This window comes from Psychrobacter sp. GW64-MNA-CIBAN-0177 (assembly GCF_040309585.1).
Classification (GTDB): Bacteria; Pseudomonadota; Gammaproteobacteria; order Pseudomonadales; family Moraxellaceae; genus Psychrobacter; species Psychrobacter okhotskensis.
Genome location: NZ_JBEOOY010000019.1, coordinates 22,145 through 36,394, shown reverse-complemented (window position 1 = coordinate 36,394; position 14,250 = coordinate 22,145). Strand labels below are relative to the sequence as shown.

Annotated in this window: 10 protein-coding genes; 4 read left to right on the top strand and 6 right to left on the bottom strand. The window is 43.4% G+C overall.

Translation table 11 applies throughout. The features are described from left to right. Positions 1-58 precede the first annotated feature (58 nt). From AAEY79_RS11225 to AAEY79_RS11210, 4 genes are all read right to left on the bottom strand, one after another. The gene (locus tag AAEY79_RS11225; protein WP_352288387.1) at positions 59-772 is read right to left on the bottom strand and encodes a cytochrome c1; all 714 of its coding nucleotides are present in this window, start codon (positions 770-772) and stop codon (positions 59-61) included. Beyond that, on the bottom strand, positions 772-1,992 hold the full coding sequence (locus AAEY79_RS11220) for a cytochrome b N-terminal domain-containing protein (protein ID WP_025651400.1): 1,221 nt from the start codon (positions 1,990-1,992) through the stop codon (positions 772-774). The genes AAEY79_RS11225 and AAEY79_RS11220 overlap by 1 nt, the downstream gene beginning before the upstream one ends. A 7-nt stretch (positions 1,993-1,999) precedes the next feature. After that, positions 2,000-2,584, bottom strand: coding sequence for a ubiquinol-cytochrome c reductase iron-sulfur subunit (petA, locus tag AAEY79_RS11215; RefSeq protein ID WP_025651399.1), 585 nt, complete (start codon positions 2,582-2,584; stop codon positions 2,000-2,002). 541 nt (positions 2,585-3,125) lie between these two features. Further along, a complete protein-coding gene (locus AAEY79_RS11210) occupies positions 3,126-5,069 on the bottom strand; it encodes an ATP-binding cassette domain-containing protein (RefSeq protein WP_025651398.1) in 1,944 nt (647 codons plus the stop codon). A 241-nt stretch (positions 5,070-5,310) separates the two neighbouring features. Between AAEY79_RS11210 and AAEY79_RS11205 the strand changes: the two genes are divergently transcribed. The 3 genes from AAEY79_RS11205 (at position 5,311) to AAEY79_RS11195 (ending at position 8,862) form a co-directional block, all read left to right on the top strand. Continuing rightward, entirely contained in the window at positions 5,311-5,592 is a 282-nt protein-coding gene (locus AAEY79_RS11205) for a SlyX family protein (protein ID WP_025651397.1), read from the top strand. 235 nt (positions 5,593-5,827) lie between these two features. After that, a complete protein-coding gene (locus AAEY79_RS11200; protein WP_201616206.1) occupies positions 5,828-7,039 on the top strand; it encodes an OmpP1/FadL family transporter in 1,212 nt (403 codons plus the stop codon). Positions 7,040-7,434: 395 nt separating this feature from the next. Then, on the top strand, positions 7,435-8,862 hold the full coding sequence (locus AAEY79_RS11195) for an outer membrane protein transport protein (protein WP_352288384.1): 1,428 nt from the start codon (positions 7,435-7,437) through the stop codon (positions 8,860-8,862). Positions 8,863-9,421: 559 nt separating this feature from the next. Here AAEY79_RS11195 and putP read toward each other — a convergent pair. Both putP and AAEY79_RS11185 read right to left on the bottom strand, forming a co-directional pair. After that, positions 9,422-10,924: a sodium/proline symporter PutP gene (gene putP / locus AAEY79_RS11190; RefSeq protein WP_352288382.1), complete on the bottom strand. Its 1,503-nt coding sequence runs from the start codon at positions 10,922-10,924 to the stop codon at positions 9,422-9,424. 518 nt (positions 10,925-11,442) lie between these two features. Next, entirely contained in the window at positions 11,443-12,315 is an 873-nt protein-coding gene (locus AAEY79_RS11185; protein ID WP_025651392.1) for a LysR family transcriptional regulator, read from the bottom strand. A gap of 511 nt (positions 12,316-12,826) precedes the next feature. Here AAEY79_RS11185 and leuC point away from each other — a divergent pair. Continuing rightward, positions 12,827-14,245, top strand: a complete 1,419-nt coding sequence (gene leuC, locus AAEY79_RS11180; protein WP_201567785.1) for a 3-isopropylmalate dehydratase large subunit — start codon at positions 12,827-12,829, stop codon at positions 14,243-14,245. The last annotated feature ends 5 nt before the right edge of the window (positions 14,246-14,250 follow it).

The following is a 14,250-nucleotide window of genomic DNA, read 5'->3' as shown; positions in this document are numbered from 1 at the left end:
AAGCACTACCGAAGTAGTGCTTTATATCATGCTCAATTTTTATACCATCAACTTCTATTTATTTTACGTCTTTCCAGAACTCTTTATTGAGCAAGTAAACTGGGATGAGTAGGACCAATAAGAAGATAATGACGAAGAAACCAATCACTTGACGGTCGTGACGAGCAGGTTCGCCCATCCACGCCATAAAGTTAACCAAATCGCCAACCTCAGACTCAAACTCTTCTTGACTCAATGTCTCTTGCATATTATGCAAGACGTGAGGCATAGCAGCGTTTGCGAGTACTAGGTTATTAGCACCCCAAGGACGACTTGGATCTTCATAAAACGACAATAGGTAAGTGTAAACCCAATCATCACCACGCAGTCTAGTCTCTAGAGACAAGTCTGGTGGTGCGGCACCAAACCATGAAGCTTGAATCTCAGGGTCAATCTCAGCAGTGATATGATCACCGATTTGATCGGTTGTCACCATCAAATACTTTTCAACCAACTCAGGTGGAATCTCTAAATCTTTAGCAATGCGCGAATGACGAACGTACTTGGCTGAGTGACACCCAGCACAGTAGTTCATAAAGATCTTCGCGCCGTTTTGTAGTGAGCCCTTATTGGTAAAATCAATAGGAGCTGTACTACAAGCCAGGTGTTCATCAACGCCATCTGCATTGGTGAATGTACCGCAGCCACTGCCTGAAGCCATTGCCGTACCAGCAGTCAACGTCAATGCCGCGCCTAAGCCTAGACCAGCTAGGGATTTAATTAGCGTGTTCATTAGTGACCTCCGGTAACGCGTTCTGGTGGCTGTTTACACTTCTCAATCGCAGTGTAGAACGGCATCAGTAAGAAGAACAAGAAATATAGAATCGTGAATACACGAGCCATGATGGTTGCCGTTGGGGTAGCAGGCGTCGCACCCAAGTAACCCAATACAACAAAGCTAATAGCAAAGACGGTCAGCGCAATCTTAGATAATATACCTTTGTAACGTATAGAGCGCACAGGAGACCTATCAAGCCATGGGATCAAGAACAGTACGGCAATCGCACCACCCATCGCAATCACGCCACCAAGCTTGTCAGGAACCGCACGTAAAATAGCGTAGAACGGCGTGTAGTACCATACTGGTGCAATATGTGCTGGTGTTTTCAGTGAGTTCGCTGTCTCAAAGTTTGGTGGTTCAAGGAAGAAACCGCCGCCTTCTGGGAAGAAGAATACCACTGCAAAGAAGCAGATAAAGAACACAACAATACCAACCATGTCATGCACAGTGTAGTACGGATGGAATTCGATACCGTCTAATGGCACGCCATTTTTGTCTTTTAGCTTTTTGATGTCGATACCATCAGGGTTGTTCGAACCCACATGGTGCAACGCCACAATATGCATAAATACTAGGCCCACGAGTACTAATGGAATAGCAACAACGTGTAAGGCAAAGAAACGGTTTAGGGTAATACCAGAGATGATATAGTCACCACGTACCCATTCAGCAAGGCCATCACCAATAACAGGTAGCGCTGCAGGTAAGTTCAAGATAACCTGAGCACCCCAGAATGACATGTTGCCCCAAGGTAGTAGGTAACCGAAGAAACCTTCTGCCATAAGTGCTAGGTAGATACCCATACCGATGAGCCAAATAAGCTCACGAGGTTTTTGGTATGAACCGTATAGCAATGCGCGGAACATATGCAAATATACGACAACGAAGAACGCAGAGGCCCCCGTCGAGTGCATATAGCGAATGAGCCAACCGCCTTTGACATCACGCATGATGTATTCAACCGACGCAAATGCCCCTTCGGCACTTGGGTTGTACATCATGGTTAGCCAGATACCCGTCACCAATTGGTTGACCAGTACGACCATAGATAACACGCCGAAGAAGTACCAAAAGTTGAAGTTTTTTGGTGCGTAGTACTTGGACATGTGGTATTCATAGGTTTCGGTCGCAGGAAAGCGCGCGTCCACCCAGTGCATGATTTTTTTACCCATACTCATATTAAGCCTCCCCAACCGTCAAGATGGTACCATCCATGTTATATTCTGGGATAGGTAAGTTAAGCGGTGCTGGAACGCCACTAAAGACGCGACCTGCTAAATCATACTTAGATCCGTGGCAGGGGCAGAAAAATCCGCCATACCAGTCATTACCGCCTAAATCAGCAGCACCAACATCAGGGCGATAGTTCGGCGCACAGCCCAAATGCGTACACACGCCTTCAACAACCAACACAGCTGGTTCTAAAGAGCGCGTAGGATTCGCACAGTATTCAGGTTGTAATGATGCACTAGAGTCAGGGTCAGACAGCATTGGCTTGACTGACTCTAATCCTGCGATCATCTCTTCGGTGCGCTTAACCACATAAATAGGTTTACCACGATATTTGATGACAATCATTTGTCCATCTTCGATAGAACCGATATCTTGGGTAACAGCCGCCCCTGCAGCTTCAGCTTTTGCGCTTGGCGTCCAAGAACGGACAAAAGGTGTCGCCACTGCAGCTACCCCAGCTGCACCAATCGCGGCAGTCGAGGCAATAAGAACTCTACGGCGTTGTACATTAACGCCTTCGGCATGGCTCATTAATACTTCCTCCAGGTGAATGAAATGGGATTATCCCACACTGGGTTTGTGGCTTAGAGAATATTGGCTTAAAAATATAGATACAATATCAAGCCACTTTAGCTGTGCCTAATTTTGCTAATTGTTGCTATTCTAAGCTATTTTGGTCATAAAATAAATTATTGCGTTAAAAATAAAGCAACCTTGATAGGGCATACTATGCGGTTGAAGCGGATGATTCGTGCCAGATGGCGTGAATATCGACGTGTCATTACCGTTTTTATACCAGCAAGGTGAGTCAGTGTGATGACCTTATAATTAATAAGGGTATTCAACAATAGCGAATGATACTTGAAATTGAGGTAATGTTCACTAACTTTCAGTCCCTAATCTCTATGTAAGTAGTCGTAAAGCAATTATCACCACACTATTAATAGCATGTAATAGCATGATGATAATTTTTGTTCCCTTAAAGACCAACGTCACAATGAAAATTTAATCTCTCTATCCATTGCGTGTGTTTATTAAAGCATCTATTAAAGGTAGGCTTTAGCGATTCACATTAGCCTTCAAGTGTGCTCCAACGCTCAAGCTTACTCATCATCTCATCTTCAATCACCAGTAAACGCTCACTAGCCGCTGTTGCCGCATCGAAGTCTTTAGTAAACCACGAGCCATCAGCCAATTTTTCTTGTAGCGCATTTTGTTCAGCTTCAAGCGCCGCAATCTCTTTTGGCAAATTGTCCAACTCACGTTGTTCATTATAGTTGAGCTTTTTAGCAGCTGTATTGGGTTTGGCAGCTTGAGTAGGCTTATTAGCAGGTTTATTGTTCGTGGCACTGTTATTTGGCGACCTAGCAGCACGTGTGGCTTCTTCACGGTTTTTTTGTACCAGATACTCTTGATAACCACCGACGTACTCTTTGACGATGCCTTTGCCTTCTTCATCAGTATCGAACACCCAGGTAGAGGTGACGACATTGTCCATGAACGAGCGGTCATGGCTAATCAGCAAGATAGTACCGTTAAAGCTGCTGACCGATTCTTCTAAGAGCTCAAGGGTGGCCATATCCAAGTCGTTGGTTGGCTCATCAAGTACCAAAATATTGGCAGGCTTTAGCAACTGCTTGGCAAGTAGGACGCGGTTACGCTCACCACCCGACAATGCTTTGACTGGCGTACGTGCACGCTCTGGGGCAAACAAGAAGTCTTGTAAGTAGCTCATGATGTGAGTTTTGCGGCCACCCACTTCGACGAAGTCAGAACCTTCAGAGACGTTTTGCGCGACACTGGCTTCTAGATCTAACTGATCACGTAGCTGATCGAAGAAGGCGATTTTTAGGTTAGTGCCTAGCTCAACGCTACCTGTTTTGGTCACTTCATCGTCAGACATATCGAGTAGGGCTTTAATCAACGTGGTTTTACCAGCACCGTTGGGACCAACGATACCAATCTTGTCACCACGCATAATCATGGTACTAAAGTTATCAACCAGTACGTTGCCATCATATTCCAGATGCAAGTTTTTAACCTTACAAACCAGCTTGCCACTTTTTTCGCCTTCACCCATAGTGATGTTAACGTTACCGACTTGCTCACGGCGACCGCTACGCTCTTCACGCAGTGCTTTTAGCTCACGTACACGGCCTTCGTTACGGGTGCGACGAGCTTTGATGCCTTGGCGAATCCAAACTTCTTCTTGGGCCAGTTTTTTATCAAAGTTGGCATTGTTTTTTTCTTCAGCGAGTAACTGTAGCTCTTTTAGTTCTTGATAGCGTGCATAACCTTTAGCACCTTGAGTGACGTCATAGCTTGTCAGCTGACCACGGTCAAGCTCAACAATACGCGTCGCGAGCTTATTGACGAATGCTCTATCATGGGTCACGAATAACAAGGTCAATCCTTGCCAATCTAACAAGAAGCGCTCTAGCCATTCGATACTTTCGACGTCCAAATGGTTGGTCGGCTCATCTAGTAGCAAGACATCAGGCTTGGTAACCAGTGAGCGCGCGAGTAGCACACGGCGCTTACGACCACCAGATAGCGACGATAAATCATCTTCTGGATCAAGTCCCATGGTCGTAATCAGTCGCGTGGCATCACGCTCTAGATCCCAGCCATGTACTGCATCGATATCATGCTGCAAGTTCGCCATATGCTCACAAGCATCCATATCGCCATCGGCACACATATCGACCTGCTTATTATAGTCAATCAGCAGATCCGCGGTGCGACGGCTACCACCCATGACGATATCTAATATACGGCCACTGGTTTCGGGGACGTCTTGTTCTAGCATAGCGACACGCATACTACTGTTGGTAATAATCTCACCGCTGTCAGGCTGCAACGAGCCATTGATTAACTTAAACAGCGTGGATTTGCCTTCGCCATTGCGACCAATCAAACACACGCGCTCGCCAGCATCGATTGCAAAATCAATACCATCGAGGACGGGAGCGACGCCAAATGCGAGGTGAATATCTTTTAGATGTATCAGTGCCATAAAATATCTTAAGCTTATATAATAGTGAGGTAGGGGTTGTTGCAAAATTGGCAGCAGTATAACATGCCACCACCTGACTGTAGTGCGAGTAAATGCTTTATCAGCACTATTTTTCGCTTCTATCAATAGCAAATAGGCTGTCAATGTTATCGCTATTTAACGGCTACTATTTAACGGTCATCAATCACTAATATATATTCCTTCAAACACCTCACATAAATACAATCACTTAGAGAAAAATATGGATCAATCTGTACCACCAACGAAACCGTTACTCGACTCTCAAGGCGATACATCTGCCGACCAAAGCGAGCTACATGCTCAAGTGATCGAATTACAGATGAATATGTCTCATTTGGAGCTGACGGTAGAGCGGCTCGATGAAGTAGTCGCTCGGCAAGATAAGCATATCCAGACCCTGCAACGTCAGCTGCAGCTTATATATAAACAAGTTGAAAGCCAAGATACTGAAGGGGGGATTGCGCCGTTTGATGTGATGGCTGATAGACCACCTCATTATTAAATACCTATGAGCCTTTAAAGGCCACTAATTATATCTGTATATTTCAAGCTAAAATTATATCCACATTTTTAGATACAGTTACTAGTCGATGACTGTCTAGTCATAATTCGGTAATAATGTATTTTTACAGTTGTCTTAAGGTGAAAAAGCCATTAGTATCCTTCCCCTTAGCTGCTGCCTACTTATCAATCCCTCGGTATGGCGGTAAAACAATGCGGATGTTTGGAGATACACAATGCGGGCCACTTTTCACCTAAAAACCCTTACGGTAGCTGTTGCTGCTCTTTCTGTTGCTAGCGTCGCTAGTGCTGCTGGTCTTGATCGTTCAGGTCAGGATATCACCGCATTCTTACAAGATGGAACCTATGCCGAAACCGTTTATACTTATATCGATGCCGATGTGAGTGGCAAGGATTCATCAGGCAATAAAATTGATGACATCGCAGAAGATTATGACTTTTTTCGTTATGGCGTAAAAGCAGATATCAATGATACATTCAGTGTTGGTATCTTATACGACGAGCCTTTCGGTGCTGCTGCTGATTATAGCGGCGACAACAATTTTATAGATGCAAATGGTGAAGGTACCAATGTAGAAGTGCGTACAGAAAGCATTACTGGTATTCTTGGTGCAAAATTTGGCGAAAATAAAAGCTTTCAAGTCTATGGTGGTCCAGTAGCCCAACGTGTAAAAGCTGACGTAAAATTACGTGGTACTGCTTATAGTGCTGCTAACGGTTATACCACTCACATTAGTGCCGATCAGGACTATGGTTATCTTGCAGGTTTTGCTTACAGCAAGCCTGAAATTGCATTGAAAGCCGCCTTAACCTACCGTTCAGAAATCGAACATAATGCACAATCAGCAGAAATTTATCCTGTTGTCGGTTCTGGTCTTATCCCAGCTCCTGTTGTAACTGCATTGGGTCTTTCAACAACTAGAAGCGAAAGTATTGAAATTACCACACCTGAATCAGTCAACTTTGATTTTCAAACGGGTATTAATCCAACGACACTAGCAACGGCTAAAGTGCGCTGGGTACCTTGGAGTGACTTTGCTATCGTACCCTCGTTATACAACGATGTGAGTAAAGTTTCTACACAAGACGATAAAGGTTTGGCATTAGTTAGTTATGATGAAGACCAGTGGCAGGTTGAGTTAGGTCTTGCTAAGCGTCTAGCCCCACAGTTTGCAATTAGCGGTACGGTTGGTTGGGATAGTGGTGCAGGTAATCCTGTCACTTCACTTGGCCCAATTGAAGGCTATTACAGTGTCGGTCTAGGTGGTAAATATGACATCACTGAAAACTGGGCAGTGTCTGCTGGTGGTAAATATCTGTGGTTCGGTGATGCTGAAGGCCAAATCCCAACTAAGCAAGTTGTCAGCAAGTTTGAAGACAACGACGGTTTTGCACTTGGCGTGAAATTATCTTATCAAGCTAAGTAAACTATAAATTTCTAATATTTATATAAATTATATTTTATAGATAAAAAACGACCTTGAATGGGTCGTTTTTTTATGTTTGTAATAAAGAAAAATACAATAATCAATATCTTTTAATTTAAGAATAAAAACCTATGTTTTTCCATTTAAGTTCGCCAATAGTGTTAATTAGGAATTAATGATTGTATATTTAGCAAACTATTGTTTATTAAATTAATTTAATTTTTTGTACCGCTCAGTCATTAACAAGAAATAAAGCGTTTTAATCGTTGTTTTAATGTCAGAAAGTCATTACTATTCATTTTAGGACATCGTTTACATAATCATATATTTTGCGTAACAATGCTAAATGTTGATTATTACAACGATTAAACAACGAGGATGTTTGGAGATATACAATGCGCGCTACTTTTCATTTAAAAACTCTTGCTGTAGCGATAGCTACTCTTTCTGTAGCCAGTATGACTAACGCTGCAGGTCTTGATCGTTCAGGTCAAGATATCACTGCTTTTTTTCAAGATGGTTTGTACGCTGAGGCTGTCTATACTTATATTGATGCGGACGTCACTGGTAACGATAATGCTTATATCGGTACAGACAATGATGCCTATACCAAAGGTAACGCTACCGGTGACATTGCCGAGTCTTATGACTTTTTCCGTTATGGCGTAAAAGCGGACATCAATGATACCTTTAGTGTTGGTATATTATATGATGAGCCTTTCGGTGCTGCTGCTGCCTATGAAGGTGATAATAACTTTGTGGCAAACGGTGACCGTGATGCAGTTATTAAAGACGTTACAGGTAACCCAGCGTATACTGAAGCAGTGGTTGATAATGTTGTAATACCTCAGTTACAAGGTGCACTTACTCCAGGAAATCCTGGTAATTTGTCTCCTGAACAGTTAGCAGCAGCACGAGAAGGGTTGACTGGGCTTCTTACCGCAAAAGCAATAGCAGACGCAGAAGAAGCTACTGCTGGTGAAGGCACTAAAGTTGAAGTCCGTAGTGAGAGCATTACTGCCATTCTCGGTATGAAACTTGGTGAAAATAAAAACTTCCAAATCTATGGCGGTCCTGTTGCTCAGCGCGTTGAATCTGATGTGAAGCTACGTGGTCTTGCGTATGGACCCGCTACTGGTTATACCTCACGTATTAGCCCTGACCAAGATTATGGTTGGCTGGCCGGTATTGCCTATAGCAAGCCTGAAATTGCATTAAAGGCAGCATTGACTTATCGTTCTGAGATTGACCATAGCATGCAAATATCTGAAACTTATCCACTAGCAGGTGTGTTAGCAGGTGACCCAGCCGCAGCAACTCAAAGTGGTACTATTGACATCACCACGCCAAAGTCGGTCAACTTTGACTTTCAAACCGGTATTAACCCAACCACACTAGCGACAGCCAGAGTACGTTGGGTACCATGGAGCGATTTTGCCATCACACCACCATTATATAATGCCGTTAGTAAAAATTCATATGGACCTGATGGTTTAGCATTGGTTGACTATGATGATGATCAATGGTTGGTTGAGCTGGGTCTTGCTAAGCGTTTATCTCCAGCATTAGCCGTTAGTGGTAATATCGGTTGGGATAGTGGGGCAGGTGATCCAACGACGTCATTAGGACCTATCGAAGGTTACTATAGTGCAGGTCTAGGTGCTAAATATAACGTAACCGAAAACTGGGCACTCTCAGTCGGTGGCAAATACCTATGGTTCGGCGATGCTAAAGGCCAACTACCAAGTAAAAAAATTGTCGCTGACTTCGAAGACAACGATGGCTATATTGTTGGTGTAAAAGTCTCTTATCAAGCGCAATAGTATAAAGGTGGGGTAGTCTAATTATAGTAACCCTCATCTGAACTCAAGATATTAGTAAGAAGCGATCCATAATGGGTCGCTTTTTTTATGTATATATTAAAGGGATACAGCAAGCATAAAATAAGGCAGGCAAAGACTAAGTGCTATGCTAAAAATCTACAACCAGCGTAAGTAATCAGCCTTATAGTTCTAAAGGGTAATTATTCACTATATGGACGTTGCCAGTTTAAAATAGCTTTGGTATCAGAGAAGATAATATTGGTAAGCCGTCTGCTTTTATTCATGAGTGAAGTAGTTGAATGGATTGAGACGTATTGAAAGTACGCTCTATCTGATGGTATAGAAGATGGATTTGAATAATGTTACCAAATTAAAAATAGATAAGCTTTGTCAAACTTACTATGCCTATAAGTTGACGTGCTGGCATTCGTTCTCCACGCTACTTTAATTGTTGGAGAAAGGTATTATTTATCTAGAACAGACAATGAAAACCCTCGCTACTATGTTAATAGCGAGGGTTATGATGATAGTAAAATAGGTAGACAAGCTAGTAGCTAACTTACTTATTTAGGTTAAGCTCCATCTCTTCAAACTTCGCAGTTACTGAAGGTTTTGGACCGCCTGTCATGATGCTGACTACGAAGATGGCGATAGTACTCAATATAAAGCCTGGAACAATAGCATATAACCAACTATTAAGCGGCGTACCGTCTGCAGTAGTAAAGCCACCATAGATCCATAAGATAACCGTTAAGGCTCCAAGAACCATGCCTGCAACAGCACCGTTACGGTTCATGCCGCGCCACATTAAGCTGATAATCACCAGCGGTCCGAATGCTGCACCAAATCCTGCCCAAGCGTTAGAAACTAAGTTCAATACTGAGCTGTCGGGGTCAGAGGCGAGCAAGATAGATACGATAGCTACGGCTACAACCGAGATACGACCAACCAATACTTGGCGAGCTTCTGGCGCATCTCTATCAAAGAATAGCTTATAGACATCTTTAGTCAGCGAGCTTGATACCACCAATAGTTGCGAGGAGATGGTACTCATGATCGCGGCTAAAATAGCGGCTAATAAGAACCCTGAAACCAACGGTGTAAATAAAAACTGTGTAAAGACTAAGAAAATAGTCTCAGGATCATCCAAGGTCATTGCGGTTTTTTGTACATAAGCACGACCAGCAAAACCCGTCATTAAAGAACCAATTAAGCTGATAACCATCCAGCTCATACCGATGTTACGTGCCGTTGGGACGTCTTTGACCGAACGTATCGCCATAAAACGAACAATGATATGCGGCTGACCGAAATAACCTAAGCCCCACGCCAGTAATGAGATAATACCAAAGATAGTCATGCCACTAGTGACATTTAATAAACTTGGATCAATGTTTCTAACGGCTTCAGTCGTTGCTGATATACCGCCAAGATCGGTGAAGGCTACGACAGGTACGATCACCATTGCAAATAACATGATGACACCTTGTACAAAGTCAGTCATCGATACCGCTAAGAAACCACCAAATAAGGTATAGGCAACGACGACGCCAGCGGTCACCCAAAGACCCGTACTATATGATAAGTTGAGCGAGCTTTCGAAGAGTTTACCACCACCTACTAGACTTGCGGCGGTATAAACGGTAAAAAATAAGATGATAACGATTGCTGATATGACCCGCAACATGTGCGACTTATCTTCAAAGCGGTTGGCGAAATAGTCCGGTAAGGTAATGGCGTTGTCAGCGACTTCGGTATAAACGCGAAGGCGCGGTGCCACAATGATATAGTTCAGTAAGGCACCGAGTGTCAAACCAAGTGCGATCCACATACTTACGACGCCATCGGCATACATATAGCCTGGTAGGCCAAGGAGCAACCAACCTGACATGTCCGACGCCCCTGCTGATAATGCAGTGACTGCGGGACCTAAATTACGTCCTCCTAACATATAGCCTTCGGTATCATTGGCTTGCTTAAAATAAGCGTAAACGCCAATCCCAATCATCACTAAGAAGTAGGCGCCCAACGATATCAGCACGCCACTAGAAATCCCATTCATATAAACTGTCCTTAACCAACGTTGTTGGCTGTAATTATTTTTAACTATATAAGATTAAGTCTCACAAGATGATGTTTGCAAACAATATCGAAAGACAAAAAAAGCCATTAAGTAGGACATAATGGCTTTCGACTTTTAGTCAGTATTTTCTGTTAGTTTTATATGATTGATACTGTTTTAAGAATAATATTCATAAAATAGTGATTAGAGGACAACAAGTATTGCTTCGTCGAAATCTTGTCTATAGCCCTTATCTGCTAATTTTTCACAAATGCTACTCACTTATAAAATCAATCATTTAAAACCATTAAACCTACTGTTTACCATCATATATTACTCTAAGCCTTCAATATATGACTATCAGTGCTATTATGGTAAATTTATGTTATAAAAAAGCCACACGTATTATAACGTATGGCTGTTTAAAATGCGAACGGCTGACCTAGAGTTATAAATTAATGACCTTTATAAAGCCCGCTAATTTTAGAAATAACTATTCAACATCTATAAAAAATTATTTAATCAATAGGAGCAAGCAAGTCTAACAATGCGGTTACGCTGCTTGATTGGGTAAGCTTTGGATTAATAACCACCCCCAAATAACGCTGCAATTCAATATTATCCGCCATATCTATACGTTCTAAATCTTGACTGACCATCGTTTGCGGCAGTACTGACCAGCCAAGTCCCACAGAGACCAACATCCGGATAGATTCTAGCGGGTTGGTACTCATCGTCGCGTATGGTTTTAGATTGTGCTTGGCAAATTCCGCTAAGGTGATCTGACTGGTAAAAGTATTGGCAGAGGGCAAGATAGCAGGGTAGCGCGCCAATTGCTCGAGCGTCACATTAGATTTGGTCGCTAAAGGCGATAAAGTGCCGGTCATAAAATAGAGCGGATCTGACCATAAGGTATGATAGGTCAAACGCTTATCGTAGACGGGCGGCAAGGTTAAAAATGCGAGTGATAAATCGCCATCGAGCACGGCCTTATGCGCGGTTTCTGAATCGACAAAATGCACTTCTAGTTGTACCGCAGGATAGGCTTGAATAAAATGCTTGAGCACAGGAGCAAGGTGGTGCAAGCCGATATGGTGGCTGGTGCCAATAACGAGTTTACCCGACACAATATGCTTTGAATGCTGGAGGTTTATTTTAAAGTTTTCATAATCTTCAAGCCAACGTTTGGCGTGCGGCAGCATTTCACTGGCGGCTTGAGTTGGTACAATACCGCGCCCGACTGTATCAAATAAGGTGATGTTAAATTCATCTTCTAAGTTTTTGATGCGCTTACTGACCGCAGGCTGAGTGATAAACAGCTTTTCTGCTGCGCCTGAGATGCTGCCTGTGTGCATAACAGTGACGAATGTCGTCAAATTCGTGGTATTCAAACCGATTTCCTTAGCTACGTAACGAGCTATAAATAAAAGTTGGCTAGCCTAATCATAATGAATTAGAAATAAAAGTTTGTGACTATGCAAAAATCATCAATTATTATTATAGGATTAGCCTGCTATAATCACAAGACATCAAGACGTATTATGACATATTTATTATATTAACTTGGTAATTGACCGTATAACGCCTATATTGACGACCAATTTTATTGATTTACCCAAAGACCCCTCAAGTAGTATTGATATAGTTGCGTGAGGGACCAATTTAATAGACAGTGCTTTTTAATGGCTTTCCATAAAAGTGCCTTTGAAGAACAGGTTTGATAAATAGTCTTGATAGACAGTAAATTGAATTTAAAAAACGGCGGTAATACAATGCCACGTTATCGATAGAGTGATTGATTAGACAAGTATGACAATTAGATAAAAGCCTCTAAAACCTAGCTCGCTGTGGTGTGAGCAGGCGTATAGAGTCAGTAATTAGCAACTAATAAAGGATAGCAACATGGCCGGTCAAACGTTATATGACAAACTTTGGAATGCTCACGAAGTCACCAAGCGTGATGACGGTTCGAGCCTGATTTATATCGACCGCCATCTATTGCATGAAGTGACGAGTCCGCAAGCATTTGAAGGTCTGGAGCTGGCCAATAGAGCGCCATGGCGTCTGTCGGCTAACATCGCTAGTCCCGATCATAATGTACCAACGGTGACCAAAGAGCGTTTAGAAGGCGTGCCTGGTATTAAGGATAAGGTGTCGCGCTTACAAGTACTCACCTTGGATGACAATTGCGCGAAGTTTGATATCGCTGAGTTTACTATCAATGATGCGCGTCAAGGTATCTTGCACGTGGTCGGTCCTGAACAGGGTTTGGTATTGCCGGGTATGACGGTGGTTTGTGGTGATTCACATACTGCCACCCATGGCGCACTTGGCTGCTTGGCACACGGTATCGGTACCTCAGAAGTTGAGCATGTATTGGCGACTCAGTGCTTGATTCAAAAGAAATCCAAAAACATGCAGATTCGAGTCACTGGCAAATTGGGTGCTGGCGTGACATCAAAAGATGTGGTACTTGCTATTATCGCCAAAATTGGCACCGCTGGCGGCACGGGGCATGCCATTGAATTTGCTGGACAAGTCTTTGAAGACATGAGCATGGAAGGTCGCATGACCGTCTGTAACATGGCCATCGAAGCAGGTGCACGCGTGGGTATGGTCGCAGTTGATGATACGACTATCGATTACGTCAAAGGTCGTCCTTATGCGCCAACCGCTGAGCAGTGGGAGCAAGCGGAAGCTTATTGGCGCACTTTATACTCAGATGCTGATGCCGTATTTGATACTATTATTGAGATTGATGGTGGCGAGATTGCGCCTCAGGTTTCTTGGGGTACGTCACCTGAAATGGTCGTCGATATCACGCAGTCGGTACCGACACCTGAGCAAGCCGTGGATGAAGCGCAAGAAGAAGGCTGGTTGCGCGCTTATACCTATATGGGTCTAACAGCAGGGCAAAAAATCACTGATATCCAATTGGATCGTATCTTCATTGGTTCGTGTACCAACTCGCGTATCGAAGATTTGCGTGATGCCGCCGCTGTTATCAAGGGTCGTAAGGTGGCGGACAATATTAAAGAAGCCATTGTCGTGGCGGGTTCTGGGCAAGTGAAGTTGCAGGCTGAAGCAGAAGGCTTAGATGCTTTGTTCACGGAAGCGGGTTTTGAGTGGCGCGAGCCGGGCTGCTCGATGTGTTTGGCGATGAATGCAGATAAGCTTGAGCCGCAAGAGCATTGTGCCTCGACGTCTAATCGTAACTTTGAGGGTCGTCAGGGTAATGGCGGTCGTACGCATTTGGTCAGTCCAGCAATGGCAGCAGCGGCAGCATTAGCGGGTCACTTTGTAGATGTACGGACGTTTTAATTTAG

Excerpts from the sequence above, each read along its gene's own strand:
- AAEY79_RS11225 (WP_352288387.1), bottom strand. The coding sequence starts at position 772 with ATGAACACGCTAATTAAATCCCTAGCTGGTCTAGGCTTAGGCGCGGCA.
- AAEY79_RS11220 (WP_025651400.1), bottom strand. The coding sequence starts at position 1,992 with ATGGGTAAAAAAATCATGCACTGGGTGGACGCGCGCTTTCCTGCGACC.
- petA (WP_025651399.1), bottom strand. The coding sequence starts at position 2,584 with ATGAGCCATGCCGAAGGCGTTAATGTACAACGCCGTAGAGTTCTTATT.
- AAEY79_RS11210 (WP_025651398.1), bottom strand. The coding sequence starts at position 5,069 with ATGGCACTGATACATCTAAAAGATATTCACCTCGCATTTGGCGTCGCT.
- AAEY79_RS11205 (WP_025651397.1), top strand. The coding sequence starts at position 5,311 with ATGGATCAATCTGTACCACCAACGAAACCGTTACTCGACTCTCAAGGC.
- AAEY79_RS11200 (WP_201616206.1), top strand. The coding sequence starts at position 5,828 with ATGCGGGCCACTTTTCACCTAAAAACCCTTACGGTAGCTGTTGCTGCT.
- AAEY79_RS11195 (WP_352288384.1), top strand. The coding sequence starts at position 7,435 with ATGCGCGCTACTTTTCATTTAAAAACTCTTGCTGTAGCGATAGCTACT.
- putP (WP_352288382.1), bottom strand. The coding sequence starts at position 10,924 with ATGAATGGGATTTCTAGTGGCGTGCTGATATCGTTGGGCGCCTACTTC.
- leuC (WP_201567785.1), top strand. The coding sequence starts at position 12,827 with ATGGCCGGTCAAACGTTATATGACAAACTTTGGAATGCTCACGAAGTC.